Below are 18,854 nucleotides of genomic sequence, written 5' to 3' on the forward strand. Positions count from 1 at the left end.
CATGCTGTCATTTTCACTTATCTATTAGCTAGCAAGTCGTTTTGGTAGACAATAAAACAACTGTCTTAGTGTAAAATTTTCATTAAAATAAATTATATATTAAACCATATAGCTGCTATTGCCCTCTCTACTAATCAGATATCGCTTACTGTTGTTTTATTGCTTATAGAACCACAAACTTAACGAAATAGGCATAAAGTGGCCAATTAAGGCCAATTTTATTTCTGCTTAATTGAGTAAAATAAACAATAAATTACTGGTAAGACAATCAAAGTGAGTATCGTTGCAAACCCCAACCCAAACATGATGGTTACCGCCATCGATTTAAAAAATACATCAAATAGAAGCGGGATCATGCCTAAAATTGTTGTGACGGCTGCCATCGACACAGGTCTAACACGACTCACACCTGAATCAAAAACTGCTTGGTAGGGAGCTTTACCTTCACTCAGCTCTAAATTTATTTGATCAACTAAAACGATCCCGTTTTTAATAAGCATGCCTGATAGACTTAATAACCCTAGTAGCGCCATGAAGCTAAATGGTGCTTGGAAAACTACAAGGCCAGCGGTTACTCCAATAATTGCAAGTGGGACTGTTGACCAAATTACGAGGGGTTGCCTTACGGAGTTGAACAAGCAAACAGTAACAATAAACATGACTAAATACCCTAGCGGGAGCGAACCGAAAATCGCTTTTTGCGCTTTGCTAGAAGCTTCAAATTCACCACCCCAATCTAAACTATAGCCTTTTGGCAGTGAAATAGCTTCTATATCACTTTTCACTCTTGCAAAGAGCTTTGCCGGTGTTTCATTTCCAATTACATCATGATCAGCCATAACTGTAATAGTGCGTTTTCTATCTTTACGCATTATCAGTGGGTCTTCCCAAGTAACCTGAAAGTCATCTACCACAGTTGTGATTGGTACAAACACATTGAGTATTGGACTGTATATTTGTAAGTCCGACAGGTTATTTACTTGATTACGTTCATCTGCCGGAGAGCGGGCAATAATGGGAAGAAGTTCTGTACCCTCACGGTATAAACCAACAGTTTTTCCAGATACGGAGGTAAGTAAAAGGTCATCGACATCAGTTTTACTTATTCCAAGTCTTCTGGCTTTTTGTTCGTTAAACTGGGGTCGAATAACTTTAGTCCTTTGGCGCCAATTGTCTCGAACATTAAAAGCTCCTTCATCTTTATGAAGGATTTGTTTTGCTTGTTCAGCTAGCTGCCTCAAAACAACTGGGTCGCCACCGGAAAAGCGAGCTTCTATCTTTGCGCTGGTTGATGGGCCAATCTCCATACGTTTGACTTTAATTTTGCCATCAAATGGCATAGTCATTTCAAACGCTCTTAGCCTATCGATCAAAATTGCAACTGATTCACGATCTTTCACTCTGACGATAAGTTGACCATAAGCATTATATTGCTTTTCAGGTTCGTAAGTTAACATAAACCTAGGTGCGCCTTGCCCAACAGTTGTAGTTACATCTTCTACTAGTTTATCTTTTAAAAGAAAACGCTCGATTTTACCTATATTTTCGGCTGTACTTCGAATATCAGCACCTTGATAATGCCAATAATCGACATAGAACATAGGGGTGTTTGATGCTGGGAAAAACGACTGCTTAACCTGACTGAAGCCAATTATTGATGAAATTAATAGCGCAATCATGAGTATGACTGTAGAAATACGGTATTTTAGGGCTGTACTTAATAACGTTTTATAAACTGTAAAAATAATACCTTGATAGGGGTCTGCTTGCTGAACTTTGTTAGTCTTTGCTTCTTTAAACATTAAGTCAGCAAAAAATGGAGTTAAGGTAATCGCCGTTACCCAGCTCAACATTAATGAGATTAAAAGCACCCAGAAAAGAGAGCCAGCGAATTCTCCGCTTGCGTCACTGCTTAAACCTATTGGAGCAAATGCGGTGATACCAATAACTGTTGCCCCAAGTAGAGGCCATTTTGTTTGAGCGACAATATTTACAGCAGCTTGAACTTTAGTTTGCCCACGTTTTAGATTTATTAAGATCCCCTCTGTTACAACAATAGCATTATCTACCAGCATACCTAATGCAATAATCAGTGCACCTAGAGAAATTCGTTGCAAATCGATTGCAAAGAATTTCATAAATATAAATGTACCTAGAACAGTAAGAAGTAGAACTCCACCTATCAAAATACCACTTTTTACACCCATGAAAATTAGTAAAACAACAATAACAATCGCGACTGCTTCAACTAGGCTAACAATGAAACCATTGACAGATTTCTGAACTTCATTTGGTTGGTTATAGATAGTAAAAACATCCATACCATGAGGTCGTTGATACTCTAAATTATGAAGATGTTGATCAATTGCTTTACCAACATCAACGACATTTACGCCAGAATTAAATGAAATACCAAGGAGCAGAGCTTGTTTCTCATTATACTTAGTTAAGTGAGAAGGTATCTCAGCAAACTCTCTCTTAACTTTTGCCACATCTCGTAAATAAATTAATTCTTTTGCTCCTGGGCTTGAGATTAGTAAGCTTTCTAATTCTGAGACATCGTGAAACTCACCTGTTGGGTGAAAACGTATTGATTCATCACCAACACGTATTTTTCCAGCATTAGAAACATGGTTTTGAGATTGTAATAATGAAAATATCTGAGTAGGAGGTATACCAAGTTGAGACAATTTCTGAGTTGAAATTTCGACGATTACTTGAGATTGCTGAGTGCCTGCAACAGTTATTTTACTCACACCATCGACAAGGACGAGCTCACGTTTCAAATAATCAACATAATCTTTTAATTCACTGTACGAGTATCCATCGCCAGTAATGGCATACAAAACACCATAAACATCGGCAAAGTCATCAATAATATTTGGAGAAGAAACACCTTTGGGAAACCTACCAGAAAGATCATTTACTTTTCTTCTGAGTTCATCCCAAATTTGTTGAAGATGTTGCTTTCTATAAGTGCTCTTCATTTCAACTGTAATTTGTGATTTTCCAGCAGAGGATATTGAAGAAATAGTATCTACGTAGGGTAATTGTTGAATGGCATTTTCTATAACAAAAGTTACTTCTTCTTCTACCTGTTCAGGAGATGCACCTGGGTAATAGGTAATAACCATTGCCTTTTTTATTGTAAATTCAGGATCTTCTAACTGTCCTAAATCTAAATAAGACGCTGCCCCTGCAATTAAAAGTAACAGTGCGAACATCCAACTAATGACTTTATTATCAATTGACCACTTAGCTAGACTCATTATTATAAGCCTCTCTCTTTAACCCAAGGTTTCACAATTAAGCCTTCAGAGAGGTGGTAAACTCCAGCTGAAACAACTTTATCGCCTACTTTGAGGCCATCAAGCACATCAATTTGATCTTGATAAATCTTACCGACAGTAACTTTTCGTTTGGATAAAACTTGTGTTGATGGGTTATATACCCAAACGTATGAATTATTATTTAGGTGTTCTGTATCAGTCGAAAAAACGGCTGATAAAGGAACTGTTATTGTATTATTTTGCTGTTCTGTAATCTTAGAAAGGTCGATAGATACTTGTCCGGTCATCCCTTCAAATAAGTTAAAGTCGTTTGGGATGGGTAAAGAGAAAACCACTTTATAGCTCAAAGTGGCTGCGTCTGCTTGAGTATCCCATTCTTTAATTGATAATTTGTAAGTCTTATTGGGGAATCCATCGAAAGTAACAGTTGGCTGGTAATCTAATTCTCTTTTGACTCTTGCGACTAGTCTTTCAGGCACATATATTACTACGTCCATCATGTCTCTACTTTCTAAACGAAGAATATTTTGCTTAGCGACGATATTTTCGAAGTTCTTAACAAATACCTTTGCAACAGTGCCTGAAAATGGAGCTCGTAGCTCACTGTTTTCTAGGTTTGTCTTTGCTATTTTAAATGCAGACTCAGATACTTGCTTGTTAGCAAGCGCTTGATCAAATTCAGCCTTGGTCGCAATAGAGCGGTTAAATAATGATTCGACACGCTTTAGTTGCGCACTTGCAAGTTCAAATTGTGCCTTGCGTTGTTCATATTGTAATTGAAAGTCTTCAGGGTCTAATTTAGCCAGAAGATCATTTTTACGTATAGTTTGACCTGCTCTAACAGGAAATTCAATTAGTTCTCCACTCACTCGAAAAGCAAGGTAGGAACCTTGATTTGCAACAACCTCTGCTGGAAAACTTCTTACATTGTGAGCGGTAGGATCTTGGACTTCAAATAATTTAACAGGCCTAATAACGTCAACTTTTTCCGTATTCTCATTCTCTTGATTACAGCCTAATGTAAAAATAGTAAGCAGTGCGATAAAACTTAACCTCAACATGGGTTACTCCATTTATTTAGCTCTGAAAAATTTCGATAAGAATAAGAAAAAACCTGATAAAATTAAAATTATTAAAAATTGTAAAGTTTATAAGATTATTTTATGAAGTTGGCAGATCTTGAAATACTCGATGCTGTTGCAAATTCAAAGAGCTTACAAGAGGTTGCATCAAAGATGCATAAGACCCAACCGGCCATCTCTCAATCAATTAAAAGGTTAGAACAAAATTTAGGTTTTAGCATTGTTGACAGAGAAGCCTACAGGTTAAAGCTTACTGAACAAGGAAGACATTTTTATCTTGAAGCTACAAAATTACTTGCAATAAGAGATGATTTAAAAATTCTTGCTAATGAATATGCAGAAGGGAATGAAGCAAAATTTAGTATTTGCTATGAACCTATTTCTTATCAAAGTAAATACAATGAAGCAATTGGTGACATTTTTAAGGCATACAAGTCTACAGAGTTTTCTATTACCAGTGGTCCGAGATTTGAAGCTTTACAACAAGTAAACAGTGGACGAGCTGAACTTGGTATAGGTCCTTGGTTTGACTTGTTTCATGCTACAGGCGAATTAGAAACAATGAAAGTAGGGGAGATTGAACTTGGAATTGTCGCGAGACAAGGGGTTTTACCTACAACTTTAAATTATGAAGCATTAAAGTCATACCCATGTATTGCCATGTTTGAAAGCGCCTTTGCTTTTGATAGTGAAAGACTTGCATATACATTAAATACAAACCGCATGAAAGTTGATGATTTAACTTCAATGAAGTCATTTTTATTGTCTGGTTTAGGTTTTGCGTTAACAAGTCTAGCTCACTGCAAAAATGAATTAGAAAGTGGCGAACTTGAGCGTATAAGAATCTTAGACAGACAAGACAGTTTCACTGCTAATATTCATGTGTTCAGAAAACATACTCAACATCATGGGCCGGTTGCTAGAGCCATATGGGATAGATTCAAAAAGTTAGGCGAAAAATATGCAGGATGATTTCGAGTTACGTGTACATACTATAATTGGAGCAATTCCATTTGGCCGAGTTGCGACTTACGGGCAAATAGCTAAACTTGCAGGGCAAGCGAATTATGCAAGGAAAGTTGGCTATATTTTAAAAAGCTTACCAAAAGAGTCTAATTTACCTTGGTATCGAGTTATAAATTCGCAAGGAAAAATTTCATTCCCGGCACAAACAAGTAAGTTTATTGAGCAGAAAGAAAGGCTTGAAAGTGAAGGAGTGATTTTTCTTTCTAATAGGGTGCGGTTAAAAGAATTTCAATGGCTTGATTAAAATTAGCTCTAAAACTGCGACGAAGGCCTGTAAATACGGTATTTAATGCGATTTTTCATAAAAATATGTAGTAAATAGTTGCACTAAGCCGAAAAATACATAAACATAGGTTTTGCTTAGGCAAAATTACAATAAATAGGAATTAAACAATGAATAAAGCTCAACTAGTTGAAAAGATGGCAGCTGATGCTGAAATTTCTAAAGCCGCTGCAGCAAGAGCGCTTGAATCATTCACTGGTGCTGTAACAGACTCTCTTAAAGAAGGTAATTCAGTAGCACTTGTTGGTTTTGGTACTTTCTCAGTAAAAGAGCGTGCAGCTCGTACTGGCCGTAACCCTCAAACTGGTGCTGAGATTCAAATCGCAGCAGCAAATATTCCTAGCTTCAAAGCAGGTAAAGGTCTTAAAGATCAAGTAAATCAATAATATTTGCTTATATCGAATTAGGTAAAAAGGGGCTTAAGCCCCTTTTTTTATGCTTTTAACGCTTTGTCACCTCGACCTATCCCAACAGCTCCAGAACGGACTAACTCAATAATATCGCTTTCATGTCTCAACATATCTAAAAAAGATTCAATTTTTTCAGAGCTGCTTAATAACTGAAGCGTATAGCTTTGTTTTCCCATGTCTATTATCGCGCCTTGGTAAACATCAGCAATACGTGTCACTGCAGCCCGCATTTTTTCATCTCTTGCATACACTTTGACTAATAAAAGTTCTCTTTCAATATGTTGTACTTCAGTTAAGTCCTGAACTTTTAACACATCAACAAGCTTGTTCACTTGTTTGGTGATCTGTTCTACTACTCTATCGTCGCCGTGTGTGGTTATTGTTATCCGTGATAAGGTGTTATCGTCGGTAGTGCCTACGGTTAGACTATCAATGTTGTAAGCACGCTGTGAAAAAAGACCAACGATTCTGGATAATGCACCTGGCTCATTCTCTAAAAGGATACTCAAGATTCTTCTCATTACGCTTTTACTCCTTTTTTCAACCACATATCATCTACAGCTCCTAATTTTATTTGCATAGGATAAACATGCTCTTTTTCATCAACGCGGATATCTAAAAATACCAACCTGTCTTTTATTGCAAAAGCACGCTCTAATGCTTCATCAAGCTGCTCTGGTTTATCAACTTTAATGCCGATGTGACCATAGCTTTCTGCTAAGGCAACAAAATCCGGAAGAGATTCCATGTATGAGCTAGAATGACGACCACCGTATTGCATATCTTGCCATTGTCTTACCATACCTAAAGAGCGATTATTTAGAGAAATTATCTTCACTGCTAGTCCATATTGAAGACAAGTAGATAACTCTTGAATATTCATCTGAATAGAACCATCACCTGTAACGCATAGTACTTCACTATTAGGAAAAGCCATTTTGACGCCCATCGCTGAGGGTAACCCAAAACCCATCGTCCCTAGGCCACCTGAGTTAATCCATTGCCTCGGTTTTTTGAAGGGGTAGTGCTGAGCGGCAAACATTTGATGCTGACCAACATCAGAACATACATAAGCATCTCCATTGGTAATTTTGTAAACCTTTTCTATTACAGTCTGTGGTTTCAATACTTCAGTGCCTTTATCATAATCTAAGCACTTTTGAGCTCGCCATTTAGTGATTTCTTGCCACCAAGTTTCTTGTGCTGCTCGGTCGATACGTTCTGAACTTGCATTTATGGCATTAAGTAATTGATCCAACACTGTAGCAAGGCAACCTACAACTGGTATATGTGCTTTTATGGTTTTAGAAATAGATGTTGGGTCTACATCTACATGAACAATTGTAGCGTTCGGACAGAATTTTTTAACATTATTAGTCACACGGTCATCAAATCGAGCACCGAGTGCTAAAATAACATCAGCATTAGCCATTGCTTTATTAGCTTCAACATTACCGTGCATACCAAGCATACCAATAAAATTAGGGTGAGTACCGCTTATACCACCTAACCCCATTAACGTGTTTGTGATTGGCGCGTTTAAGGTTTCTACCAGTTCTTTAAGTTTCTCAGAAGTGTCAGATAAAACAACACCACCACCAGAATAGATAACTAAACGTTTTGCATTTAAGATTGCTTCAACAGCTTTTTTGATTTGCTTTCCATGACCTTTAACACTTGGATTATAGGTACGCATTTCTATATCAGAAGGCATTTTAAAACCAAACTTTAGCTGCGGATTTAGAATATCTTTTGGTAATTCTACAACCACAGGGCCAGGGCGGCCTGAATTAGCAAGATAAAATGCTTTAGCTAAAATCGATGGGATCTCATCTGCACTTCTACAATTGAAGCTATGCTTTACAATAGGTCTTGAGCAGCCAACAATATCTGTTTCTTGGAACGCGTCGTCACCTATTAGATTAGAAGGTACTTGACCTGATAAAACGACCATTGGAATTGAATCCATATAGGCAGTTGCAATACCTGTTATACAGTTTGTTGCACCTGGACCCGATGTAGCTAGAACTACACCAACTTCCCCAGTTGCTCTTGCATAGCCATCAGCCATGTGGGTAGCAGCTTGTTCATGTCGAACCAAAATATGTTCTATATCGCTTTGTTGAAACAATGCGTCATATAGATCTAGGACTGAACCACCTGGATAACCAAATATGTATTTAACCTCAAGTGCCTTTAAAGCTTTTACGACTAACTCAGAGCCGTTAAATTGCGTTTGTACCATCCTCATTCCTCGGTGCAATCGTAAAATTGAACAAAAAAAAACCCCGCATTTGCGGGGTTTCATCGTAAATCAAGTTAATACGTCCCCGCTGAGCTTATTATTAAGACCAGTACGAGTACGACATTTACAATTAAATTAGAAATCATAACTTGAAATAATATTCTATTAAAAAATTAACAAAATCATTAAAGGTTTTTTGTATGCATAAGTCAAGGTTGTTTACACTAAAGTTGCATAAATACTTCTAAAAAATCTTTATTTGTCTGTTTTGCGTGTTTTTATGGTCTATTTTTAAAGTTATAGAGAATAAACTATTTTATATTTGTTGGTTGTGCGTGTTTAAAGACGACAATCTCAAGTAGTGATACCATCTTAATAATTAAATGATTCTGGTGTTCTATATGAATTTAATGCGTTTTTCTTTACTCAACTTTGGTATTTTTTTAAGTCTACAAGTTAATGCTATGCCTGACTTGTTACGCTTAGATGAAGATAGAATTGTTTATTGGCAAGAAAAAAAACTTGGTCGTACTTTGAGTGAGTATGAAAAGCAGCAACTTTTGAATAGCTATATTTTAAAAAGTGGAAAACCAAGAGCTGAAATAATTAATTTACCATTAGACACAATAAAACCGAATTTAAAGCATCGAATGCAGTTTGTACAAAAGAGTGTGGTAGATACTTTAGAAAAAGTTAAGATTTTAGGAATACTTGTTGACTTTCCTGACCTACAAGCAAGTTCACCTGGATTGGAAACAACCGACACGGATATGTTTTACGATGATTACAGCGCAGATCATTATCGTTCACTACTTTATTCCGTTAATGGTTTTAGTGGCCCAAACGGTGAAAATTTAACAAGTGTGAGGCAATTTTACCGGAATGTAACTGGTGATAACTTTGACATAACAGGCAGTATTTATGGGTGGGTCAGAGTAAGCAATGATGCGAGTTATTACGGTGAGCAAGACGGCGATATTCGAGATAAAAATGCGACTGAACTAGTGATAGAAGCAGTAGAAAATCTTGTTAAACAAGGCGTTGATCTCTCTGATTACGACTTAACAGATTTAAACGACATTGATGGTGATGGCATCATAAATGAGCCCGACGGCATAATTGATCACATTTTATTATTTCATTCAAGTATCGGCCAAGAAGCTGGTGGTGGGTTACTTGGTGAAGACGCAATATGGTCGCATCGATTTTTCGTTACTAACAGCTCTAATCAGCCTGCTTCAGTTACAGGCTCTAATATTAAAGCTTACAATTATACTATCAATCCAATAGATGCAGGTATTGGTGTTGTTGTGCATGAGTTTGGCCATGATCTTGGTTTACCGGATGAGTATGATCTAAAAAATATTGAAATCGGTGAACCGGTTGCAAATTGGTCAGTAATGTCAAGTGGTAGTTGGATGGGAGAGATCAGAGGTTCTGAACCTGTGATGTTTAGTCCTAAAAACCTAGATTATTTACAGAATCGTTTTGGCGGTAGCTGGGTAAATCAGCAATCTGTCGAATTAAGTACAATTAATGAAAATGAAACTATAAATCTGGCTCATGCAAGTGTTTTTAGTGAAGCAACAAATCAAGTTAAAGTTAACTTGCCTCCTACACTTGAGGATTTCATTGTTCCTAATTCTGGTTCTTTTCAATACTATTCTGGTGATGGTAACAATCTAAATAATCAAATGTCATTTACGATAAAACTACCTGAATCAGAACAATTAATACTTAGAATGAAAAGTAAGTTTAACATTGAATCTGATTACGATATTTTCCAAGTTTATGTAAATTCAATCCCTTTAGCTGGAAATTCAACAAAAGCTAATCATCCAAATTATCCTAATGTGACTCATTATTTAGATGGGAGCTCAGCTTCAAGTGATGTAGAAAATTCTGATTTTGTTGATCTTACTTACGACATTTCGGCCTTTTCTAATCAACAAGTTACCATCACATTTGTTTACCAGACAGACTCAGCTGTCTCATTCTTCGGTATTGTTCTTGATGACATCAATGTCACTTCTGAAGATCAAATATTTTTAACAGATAATGCTGAAAACACTAACAGCAACAGTTTTAATGGGTTTAGAAAAATAGGGCGTTACAAGTCAGGTAATGAACATGCTTACTATCTTCAGTTAAGAAGTCACAACGGGTTAGATTCAGGGCTAAAATTATCACAGTATCCTGCAGGTTTAACTTTATGGTATTCAAATGACAACTACGAAAATAATAACACCTCAGAGCATCAAGGATTTGGTGACTTACTTATAGTAGACACAGATCAGAGGCCTATATTTAAATCTAATGGGGATGATGTTGCGAACTCTATGATACAAGTTCGAGATGCTGCTTTACGATTAAGTGAGCAATCTTCTGGGCTTGGCGATGAAGACCTTTCAGCAATTAGTGTTTTTGATGATAGCCTTGATTATTCTTTCAAAGTACAGCCTGAGTCTGGGGTGAAGATACCTAAATACGGTTTGAAAATTGAGCTAGTTGATGTATCAGATTCATTCGACAACGCAGAAGTATTAGTGAGCTACATACCAGACCAAACAAGTATCAGCTACGAAGTTGAAGATAAGCAAGTTCAGTTTTTTGCAGATGGTTTCTTGTTATCTGAAAGCGATCAATTTCTTTGGGAGTTTTCAGATGGTCAGTCGAGTGATGAATTGACCCCAACCATAGAATTTGAAAAGTATCAGAACTATTCCGTCAAATTTACTCAAAAAAAAGAAAATGGACAGATCATCACTGCTGATGCAGAAATCAACTTGAGTAAGCCCTTAGAGATCTCTGAGATAGATTTAGCGCATGCATCAGGCATACTAACAGGTGAAGTTAAAATAATTGGTGGGGTTGAACCTTACTTAATTACTTGGGACTTTGATGATGGCAACACCTTAAATGGTAGTGAAATTTCGCACCGTTATTCGATGAATGGTACATACACAGTAAAGGTTGAAGTTACAGATGATAGCGGTATTTCAATTTCTAAATCTGAACAGGTTACTTTAACGGTCCCTCTCCTTATTACGACTTCATTTACTACAAATGGTTTGCAACTTAGTGCCAATGCAATCTCATCTGGTGGGAGTGGAAATTATAATATTACTTGGGATTTTGGCGATGGGAACCAAGGAAATGGAGAAAATGTTACTCATACTTTCAATTCTAGTGGGCAATTTAATATTTCGGTAACCCTCACTGACACAGACACTAATAAAACTAAAACAGAAACTAATACATTAACAATAACACAGGCTGAAAATGAAAACTCAAATTCAGGTGGAAGTCTGTTTTTTTTATTGTTCTCTTGTATTTTCATGGCGCGTAAATTCAAATTATAAAGAAAAAAAGAGCTACCCAAGGTAGCTCTATTACAAATTCTTAAATTGAATTACAGACGATCGATCACAGCTTGTGTGAAATCTGTAGTGCCATGGCTACCACCTAAATCACGTGTAGTTCTGTCACCTGTTTTGATCACATCAGCTACAGCATTACGAATACGATCTGCTGTTTCACCCATTTCTAAGTACTCAAGCATTTGAATTGAAGCTAGGATAACTGATGTCGGGTTAGCAAGGTTTTTGCCTGCAATATCAGGTGCACTACCGTGAACTGCTTCAAAGATTGCAGCATTTTCACCAATGTTCGCACCAGGTGCCATACCAAGACCACCAACTAAACCAGCGCATAGGTCTGATAAGATATCACCAAATAAGTTAGTTGTTACGATCACATCGAATTCTTCCGGTGTCATAACAAGTTTCATACACGTCGCATCAACAATCATTTCTGCTGATTCGATATCTGGGTAACGTTCACCGACTTCACGTGCAACTTTAAGGAATAAACCTGAAGTTGATTTTAGGATATTTGCTTTGTGAACAGCAGTTACTTTTTTGCGACCTTCGCGACGAGCGAGTTCATAAGCAAAAGTTACGATTTTCTCTGCACCGTCTCGAGTAATTTTTGACATAGCTTCAGCTTCGTTACCGTCTTCAGACACAACTTGACCAAGGCCAGAATACATACCTTGAGTATTCTCACGGATCGTAATGATATCTATGTCGTCATAACGTGCTTTTGTGCCTGCAAAAGATTTTACCGGGCGTACGTTTGCGTATAAACCAAACTGCTTACGTAGTGTTACATTGATAGAAGTGAAACCTTCACCTACAGGTGTAGTTAATGGGCCTTTTAAAGTGATCTTATTTTTTTCGATTACTTCTAGCGTTTCTTTAGGTAGAAGCTCACCCGTTTTTTCTAGGGCAGTTAGGCCTGCATCAACAAATTCGTAATCAAAATCACAACCGGCAGCGTTAAGGATCTCAATTGCCGAGTCAATAATGCTTGGACCGATACCATCGCCCTTAATCACCGTGATAGTTTGCTTTGCCATTATGGTTTCCTTTATCAATATATTTTTTCACACCTGCCTCTTGGGCACTAAATATTGAGTGTAGTAAACAAAGAAGAAAGGTGTGTGTTCGCTTGAAAAATTAAGCGCGTTTTATAACAATTTATGCAGACTTATGCCAGTAAGGAATGAAAATTAGGCATAAGCACAGTTTATATTTGTCATTGATAATATTTATAGAATAAATATTACTCAATGACACACTGTGGTGACAACTCAAGTAAGGCACTATTAAATGCGTCAATACTTGACCATTCAAAATACTGTAACACGTCTGATGTTATTTGCTTCTGCCATGGTGTGGCTATATCAATGTCATATAAAGATGAAATAACTAAATATTTTATTGCAACAAACTCTTTATCTACATCGTTTAACTGACTTTTTGTTTTGATTTCTGTATTTAACAATGCTCGATGTGAAAATGATTCAGAAAAGTAATTTTCTATATATTCAGATAATGAATCATCTTGAATATCCTTAAGCCCGAATAAATGGGCAATAGAAACCGGTTTACTAGAAAACTCATCTTCAGGAGTTTGGATAAACCTCATGAGCTTTTCGGAATGATGCTCGAGTAGAAAATAAATAAAAGCAGCAAAAGGGCATAAATAAAATTCAAACTTTTCACTGTGTTTTTTGCTAATGAGTAGGGTGATAACTTTATTTATGTGTGCGTATTTGTTGATAATATCGATAGAAAAGGGGTGAGGTACATTAGAAATCATAGTTTCTAATAAAACTCGTTGGCAAAGTAGTGCCGCGGTATCTAACCCTACCATAGTTAAACTGTGTCTCAAGCTACCAGCTTTTTGAGCCTGTCTATTATATTGTTTGGTTGCAGTTCTAAGAGCATGCTCAATATGTTCAGAATCAGAAATAACTTTTTCTAATTGTTTAAAGTCAGGGTATTTCGTATTTCCAAGTTTTGCTATCTTGTCAAAGTTATTACTTACATCATCAGGTTTGGTTGATAACACGGGTAATTGTTCATTAAACCATATTTTATAAAGGAGAATTGGGTCATCAATAATCTGCGTTCTATATTCACCTAAAATAGGCTGTGATGTTCTAATAATTCTTCTTGCCTGGTTTTCAATAATTAATGCTAAGTAATGTATATTTTCATGCTTTGTTACAACCAGACATTGCTCGTTTTTGTATGTTACTGACAACCCTGATGGGTAGTTAACGAGCTGCGCACCCAGTTCAGCTAAAGCATTTTGGGCAAATTCGTTGTAACAACTTAGATAAAGTGACTTAATTGCTTGATTGATACTAAATGTTTTTATTTTGGGCCTAGGGGTGATTGCTTTTGCAATTCGCATGGCAATTGCAACAATGATGCTTGGGTTGTCATAAAGCGGAACCGCATTGATACCTGTTATTGCTGATGCGTATTTGTTTAATCGAGCAAGTACTCTTTGAATTTGTCCAGTTGGTACATTACCCTTATTAAGCATTTTAACAGCCAAGGCATGTCTATTTTGAACTAACCTTTGTGCTTGTTCAGATAGCGGCTGTCCTGCTGCTAATTTATTGGTTTCGTTTGATGTACAAATCTGATCAGAAATAGCGGCAATCACCAAAGATTCAGTTAATTCCTTATTGAACTTTAATGCCTGACACATAGCTGTGACTAGAATACATTGATTCACAACTAGATTAGTAGTGTAACCTTGATGTTTAGCATAAAAGTGAAGGTGGGCATGCAAAGCGCCTGGTTGCTGCGAATAACATTGAACAAACCTTTCTGCTAATTGCGTAATACTCGGGAATATAACAGGCCATTTTTCTTTATTGTAGTATAGCCTTAGAACCTGATGAGTATGCTCGAACAGTTTTTTTAATTGTTTAGGAGACGCTTTCACGCTTGTATTACTCTCCGTTTAATTTTGCGTATTCAAGGCTTGCATTTTCACCCCAAACTAGCAATTTTCCATTTTTAAATAAAAGCCCTGTGCACTCATCTTGGGTAGTAATTCCATCAGACTTTACCAACTGTGTTCTGTAATAAACAATCTGATAAACATTTTCACTTTTTTTTGAAACATAAGTCAGATCAGGGCTACCCAGAGTCTCAAGCACTTCTTCTAGTGGCATTACCTCAGACTCATCCAATTTTGAAATAAAGCGATTGTTAAATGCTTCCCTATCTTGCCAAATCATAGCTTGAGGATCATCTTTATAGAAATTGATTACTAGCATGACAATACTTGCATATACAGCTAGGCCAAGAATAATGTATTGCAATACTTTTTTGATCATGACAAGTCCAAAAATTAAATCTCGATCAGTATATCAAAGTCTTCGAGACTTAAAACTTTCTTAGACAATTAACGTTTAATTCGTAAATCTTGTAAGTTAAAACCCAAATGTATATCAGTTCTCAACGTAACTAGGTTCTTACTTTTTATGAAATCGTCTATGCCAGTTTGAATTTTCTTTTTTTCTGATGGTTTTAGAGAATTAGAATTCAATATAAATTCAAATTTACCATATTCGCCTAATAATTTTTGCGCTGTTTTTAAACCAATTCCAGCAATACCGGGTATATCATTGGTTTTATCTCCCGCCATTGCCCAAAGTTCAGTCAGTTGATTTTGATTTACTCCAAATTTTATTTCAACTTGCTCTTTATCAATCCAAGTCTTTTGAAAGTAATCGTATAAACGAATGTTTTGAGTAAGATGCGGTAGAAAGCCTTTATCTGTAGAGATAATGACTACATTTACGTTTGCAGTTGCCGCTTTGGTAGCAAGAGTTGCAATGATATCGTCTGCTTCATCGTGCTCAGGTTTATAAACGGGTATACCGCATTGCTCGAATGACTGTTCGATGATTTGCATATTTTCAGACAACGTAGCGGGCATTGGTTTTCTAGTCGCTTTATATTTGTCATAGTAATGATATCGCCAGCTTTCATTGCCATCGAAAACAGCTACAGCATGAGATGCTGAAGTTAAACGAAGTAACTTTATGGCGGCAGATGAAACGCGTTGAGCTGTATTGTTTACTGAGGTGATGTTTTCTTGATTTGATTCAATTGCAAAAATGCGCCGAACAAGATTCAGCGCATCGATTAGTACTAAGGTTTTACTCATTTATTCACTACATAACAAGGCGTATATTTACTGCCTGGTAACTTCATACGGCCTTGCTCTACAAATGCTTGTAACAGGGTGTCCATTTTTTCCATTAACGATGTTTCACCATGAAGCTGGTAAGGGCCATGCTTTTTGATTTCTCTAATGCCTTCATCCTTAACATTACCGGCGACAATACCTGAAAATGCTCTACGCAAATCAGCTGCAAGAAGCTCTTTATTTTGATTTAAGGATAAGTTCAAATTCGCCATGTTTTCATGAGTTGGGTCAAATGGCATTTGGAACTGGTGCTCAATTTTTAGCGTCCAGTTAAAATAATAAGCATCACCTTGAGATTTTCTATACTCTCTTACTTTAGGCATGGCCTGTTTCAAGGTCGTTGCCACCTTCTGCGGATCACCAACAATTACTTCAAACTTATTTAAGGCTTCCTCACCGAGTGTTTCTTCAACAAACTGACAAATTTCCTTGAAATAATCGGCTGAAGATTCTGGGCCAGTTAAAATAACGGGTAGGCATTGTTTTTGATTATCAGGATGTAAAAGTATACCTAATAGATATAGCAGTTCTTCTGCCGTACCTGCACCACCAGGGAAGATAATAATGCCGTGTGCTGTACGAACAAATGCCTCTAAGCGCTTTTCTATATCGGGTAAGATCACGAGCTCGTTTACGATGGGATTAGGTGGCTCAGCAGCGATAATACTTGGTTCTGTTAGGCCTAAATAACGATTGTTTGTAATACGCTGTTTTGCATGACCAATGGTAGCACCTTTCATTGGGCCTTTCATTGCACCTGGTCCACAGCCTGTACAAATATTTAAACCTCTTAAGCCAAGTTGATAACCTACTTCTTTGGTATATTTATATTCAATTTCGCTGATAGAGTGTCCGCCCCAACAAACGATCATATTTGGGTCTGTATTCACAGGTAACGCAGAGGCATTTCTAAGCATATCAAAAACCATATGGGTAATTTGAAGCTCGTCTTCAGTTGGTTCATGACGTTGATAGATAAATAACAAATCGCGTATGACTGAAAATATATGCTCGTGAATACCTGTGATAATACCACCATCAACAAATGCCGTTTCAGGTGGGTTGTCTAACTCAATCTTTATGCCTCGTTCACGTGAAATGAGCTTTACATCAAAGTCTTGATATTTATCATAAATTTCACTGCTAGAATCGGTATGACTACCAACGTTTAATACCGCTAATACACAGTTTCTAAAAAGTTTATATCTCTCTGTACTAGAAGAGGCTTGTAGTAAGTCAACTTCTAATTTTGACAGTAAATTAAGTACACCAGTTGGGTTTAGTTGGACTTGCATAGGCATTCTCCTTGTTATTTACGAATGCAAAGGCGATCTCTACCACTATTTTTTGCTTCGTAAAGTGCATCATCAGCTCTATCAAAAGCTGCCAAAGGTGTGTCACCTTTCTTAAATTGTGTCGCTCCTAAAGACACAGTTATTTGAACTTGCTTATCTTTAAACTTAAATGGAATAGCTTTAATGGTATTTCTAATTTTTTCTAATGGTGGCTGAGCATGTTGTAATGCCATACCAGGCATAAGCAGCACAAATTCTTCACCGCCGTATCGAGCAATGAAATCTGATTTTCTTATTGCTTTTTTCAAAGCACGCGCGATAACTTGAAGGGTTTTATCTCCAGCACTATGACCATATTGGTCGTTAATCGATTTGAAGAAGTCGACATCAATAACAACCAAAGTCGTTTCATTATCATGCTGCTCGAACATGTGAAATTCTTGGCTAAACCTATCATCGAATGCAGCACGATTTGGTAATTTGGTTAAACCATCAAGTAAGCTTTTGAATTGTTGTTCAGAGAGCCTTTTCTTATATGTATTAACTTTAGTCTCTAAAACATTAATACGAGAATTAATTTGATCAAAACTCTCTAGTAAATCAGCTTTATCTTTTTGCTCTAACTGTTCTCTTTTGACTAAATCTTGCCTTAATAGTTTGAGCTCACCATCAACGAGCTCTTTTAAATCAGAAATAGACGTCGCTTTTTGAGTCTGTTCATTTAGCAGCTTAATTTTAGTTTCAATTTGCTTATTTAAACCTGAAAGCTCAGCGCTCATATGCTTAGTCGAATTAGTCGTACTGAGTATTGAAGCGTGCAATTCTTCTAGTGTTTGATTAAGAGAAACTAAAAAGCCCTGTGCTGATTGACGTTCTCTAGCTATGCTATTAGCGATAATTTGTATTATCGCAATCGCACAATCAAGTAAAACATCGACTTCTGCAGATTGAGATAGTGTCGTTTTAATATCGATGACTTCTTTTGCTACATCATCTTCGAAAGTGATTTCATTGGCCAGGGTCAATAACTCGCTGGCTAGTTCAGGTTTTTGTGAAGTTGTTGAATCATGAGCTTCCTTCACTTTCGTTTTAACTGCTAAAACTTTTTGATAAATACCAATGAGCTTTTCAAAAACGGGCAAGAATTCATAACTGACATTTACTTCATTGAGTTCGTGATCTAATAAGTTGCGTAATTTACGGCGAGTATCATCTGGGATACCTTTAAGTTTTTGCAATTGTCTACCAGCATCAGAAATACTGGTCGAAAGCTTTTGATGGTTTTCTGCGTTTACAGACTCTTGATTTTTTAGGGATTGTGTAATGGTATTGATGAGGGGAGCTAAATCATCAAAACTCACTCCTTTACTCAAAGCTTGTCTGAATTTTGCTAAAAGGTTATCTAGCGCAACATCCTGACCTTTACTGCTAACCGCCAGTTTTGCAGCAAAATTACTCAATGTTTGTATTTGATCTTTATGCGCATTCTCGAGCTCAGCTCGTGCTTTAACTGCTAGTTTTAATTTTTTCTCAATTAGCGCATCTTTATTGGTCACAAATTTTGCCATCTTTAAATTCATTAACGCTTTAAGTTTACAACAATTATCTCATTTTTGAAGGCAATTTGTTTGTTACATAT

The 18,854-nt window shown here is 36.7% G+C and carries 14 protein-coding genes; 4 read left to right on the forward strand and 10 right to left on the reverse strand.

Annotated features, from left to right (window positions below):
* Positions 1-218: 218 nt before the first annotated feature.
* Together PP2015_RS21255 and PP2015_RS21260 are read right to left on the reverse strand one after the other, a co-directional pair.
* Entirely contained in the window at positions 219-3,269 is a 3,051-nt protein-coding gene (locus PP2015_RS21255) for an efflux RND transporter permease subunit (RefSeq protein WP_058032481.1), read from the reverse strand.
* 2 nt (positions 3,270-3,271) lie between these two features.
* A complete protein-coding gene (locus tag PP2015_RS21260) occupies positions 3,272-4,351 on the reverse strand; it encodes an efflux RND transporter periplasmic adaptor subunit (protein ID WP_058032482.1) in 1,080 nt (359 codons plus the stop codon).
* A gap of 102 nt (positions 4,352-4,453) precedes the next feature.
* On the opposite strand from PP2015_RS21260, the gene PP2015_RS21265 reads away from it, so the two are divergent.
* The 3 genes from PP2015_RS21265 (at position 4,454) to PP2015_RS21275 (ending at position 6,067) form a co-directional block, all read left to right on the forward strand.
* Entirely contained in the window at positions 4,454-5,344 is an 891-nt protein-coding gene (locus tag PP2015_RS21265) for a LysR family transcriptional regulator (protein WP_058032483.1), read from the forward strand.
* Entirely contained in the window at positions 5,334-5,642 is a 309-nt protein-coding gene (locus tag PP2015_RS21270; protein ID WP_058032484.1) for an MGMT family protein, read from the forward strand. The genes PP2015_RS21265 and PP2015_RS21270 overlap by 11 nt, the downstream gene beginning before the upstream one ends.
* A 149-nt stretch (positions 5,643-5,791) precedes the next feature.
* Entirely contained in the window at positions 5,792-6,067 is a 276-nt protein-coding gene (locus tag PP2015_RS21275) for an HU family DNA-binding protein (protein WP_058032485.1), read from the forward strand.
* Positions 6,068-6,114: 47 nt separating this feature from the next.
* On the opposite strand, the gene ilvN is transcribed toward PP2015_RS21275, so the two are convergent.
* Both ilvN and PP2015_RS21285 read right to left on the reverse strand, forming a co-directional pair.
* Positions 6,115-6,612 carry an acetolactate synthase small subunit gene (ilvN, locus tag PP2015_RS21280; RefSeq protein WP_058032486.1) on the reverse strand — a complete coding sequence of 166 codons (498 nt, stop codon included), beginning with the start codon at positions 6,610-6,612 and terminating at the stop codon, positions 6,115-6,117.
* Complete coding sequence (locus PP2015_RS21285; protein ID WP_058032487.1) at positions 6,612-8,336, reverse strand: acetolactate synthase 3 large subunit; 1,725 nt, start codon at positions 8,334-8,336, stop codon at positions 6,612-6,614. Before PP2015_RS21285 ends, ilvN begins: the two co-directional genes overlap by 1 nt.
* Positions 8,337-8,737: 401 nt before the next feature.
* Between PP2015_RS21285 and PP2015_RS21290 the strand changes: the two genes are divergently transcribed.
* Positions 8,738-11,698, forward strand: a complete 2,961-nt coding sequence (locus tag PP2015_RS21290) for an immune inhibitor A domain-containing protein (protein ID WP_058032488.1) — start codon at positions 8,738-8,740, stop codon at positions 11,696-11,698.
* 50 nt (positions 11,699-11,748) lie between these two features.
* Here the strand turns inward: PP2015_RS21290 and PP2015_RS21295 are convergent, their stop codons facing one another.
* The 6 genes from PP2015_RS21295 to PP2015_RS21320 all read right to left on the reverse strand — a co-directional run bounded on the left by PP2015_RS21295 (position 11,749) and on the right by PP2015_RS21320 (position 18,771).
* On the reverse strand, positions 11,749-12,756 hold the full coding sequence (locus PP2015_RS21295; RefSeq protein ID WP_058032489.1) for an isocitrate dehydrogenase: 1,008 nt from the start codon (positions 12,754-12,756) through the stop codon (positions 11,749-11,751).
* Positions 12,757-12,962: 206 nt separating this feature from the next.
* Entirely contained in the window at positions 12,963-14,645 is a 1,683-nt protein-coding gene (locus PP2015_RS21300; protein WP_058032490.1) for a hypothetical protein, read from the reverse strand.
* A 7-nt stretch (positions 14,646-14,652) separates the two neighbouring features.
* Entirely contained in the window at positions 14,653-15,042 is a 390-nt protein-coding gene (locus PP2015_RS21305) for a DUF3192 domain-containing protein (RefSeq protein WP_058032491.1), read from the reverse strand.
* A gap of 68 nt (positions 15,043-15,110) precedes the next feature.
* Entirely contained in the window at positions 15,111-15,878 is a 768-nt protein-coding gene (gene xni, locus PP2015_RS21310; protein WP_058032492.1) for a flap endonuclease Xni, read from the reverse strand.
* Positions 15,875-17,215, reverse strand: a complete 1,341-nt coding sequence (gene ppnN, locus PP2015_RS21315) for a nucleotide 5'-monophosphate nucleosidase PpnN (protein WP_058032493.1) — start codon at positions 17,213-17,215, stop codon at positions 15,875-15,877. The genes xni and ppnN overlap by 4 nt, the downstream gene beginning before the upstream one ends.
* Before the next feature lie 14 nt (positions 17,216-17,229).
* Positions 17,230-18,771 (reverse strand): GGDEF domain-containing protein, encoded by a 1,542-nt coding sequence (locus PP2015_RS21320; protein ID WP_058032598.1) that lies wholly within the window; start codon positions 18,769-18,771, stop codon positions 17,230-17,232.
* Between the last annotated feature and the right edge of the window lie 83 nt (positions 18,772-18,854).

Origin of the sequence: Pseudoalteromonas phenolica (genome assembly GCF_001444405.1) — a bacterium.
GTDB classification, from domain to species: Bacteria; Pseudomonadota; Gammaproteobacteria; order Enterobacterales; family Alteromonadaceae; genus Pseudoalteromonas; species Pseudoalteromonas phenolica.

What these genes read in the sequence shown, in the direction of transcription:
- PP2015_RS21255 (WP_058032481.1), bottom strand. Translation starts at nt 3,269, where the DNA reads ATGAGTCTAGCTAAGTGGTCAATTGATAATAAAGTCATTAGTTGGATG.
- PP2015_RS21260 (WP_058032482.1), bottom strand. Translation starts at nt 4,351, where the DNA reads ATGTTGAGGTTAAGTTTTATCGCACTGCTTACTATTTTTACATTAGGC.
- PP2015_RS21265 (WP_058032483.1), top strand. Translation starts at nt 4,454, where the DNA reads ATGAAGTTGGCAGATCTTGAAATACTCGATGCTGTTGCAAATTCAAAG.
- PP2015_RS21270 (WP_058032484.1), top strand. Translation starts at nt 5,334, where the DNA reads ATGCAGGATGATTTCGAGTTACGTGTACATACTATAATTGGAGCAATT.
- PP2015_RS21275 (WP_058032485.1), top strand. Translation starts at nt 5,792, where the DNA reads ATGAATAAAGCTCAACTAGTTGAAAAGATGGCAGCTGATGCTGAAATT.
- ilvN (WP_058032486.1), bottom strand. Translation starts at nt 6,612, where the DNA reads ATGAGAAGAATCTTGAGTATCCTTTTAGAGAATGAGCCAGGTGCATTA.
- PP2015_RS21285 (WP_058032487.1), bottom strand. Translation starts at nt 8,336, where the DNA reads ATGGTACAAACGCAATTTAACGGCTCTGAGTTAGTCGTAAAAGCTTTA.
- PP2015_RS21290 (WP_058032488.1), top strand. Translation starts at nt 8,738, where the DNA reads ATGAATTTAATGCGTTTTTCTTTACTCAACTTTGGTATTTTTTTAAGT.
- PP2015_RS21295 (WP_058032489.1), bottom strand. Translation starts at nt 12,756, where the DNA reads ATGGCAAAGCAAACTATCACGGTGATTAAGGGCGATGGTATCGGTCCA.
- PP2015_RS21305 (WP_058032491.1), bottom strand. Translation starts at nt 15,042, where the DNA reads ATGATCAAAAAAGTATTGCAATACATTATTCTTGGCCTAGCTGTATAT.
- xni (WP_058032492.1), bottom strand. Translation starts at nt 15,878, where the DNA reads ATGAGTAAAACCTTAGTACTAATCGATGCGCTGAATCTTGTTCGGCGC.
- ppnN (WP_058032493.1), bottom strand. Translation starts at nt 17,215, where the DNA reads ATGCAAGTCCAACTAAACCCAACTGGTGTACTTAATTTACTGTCAAAA.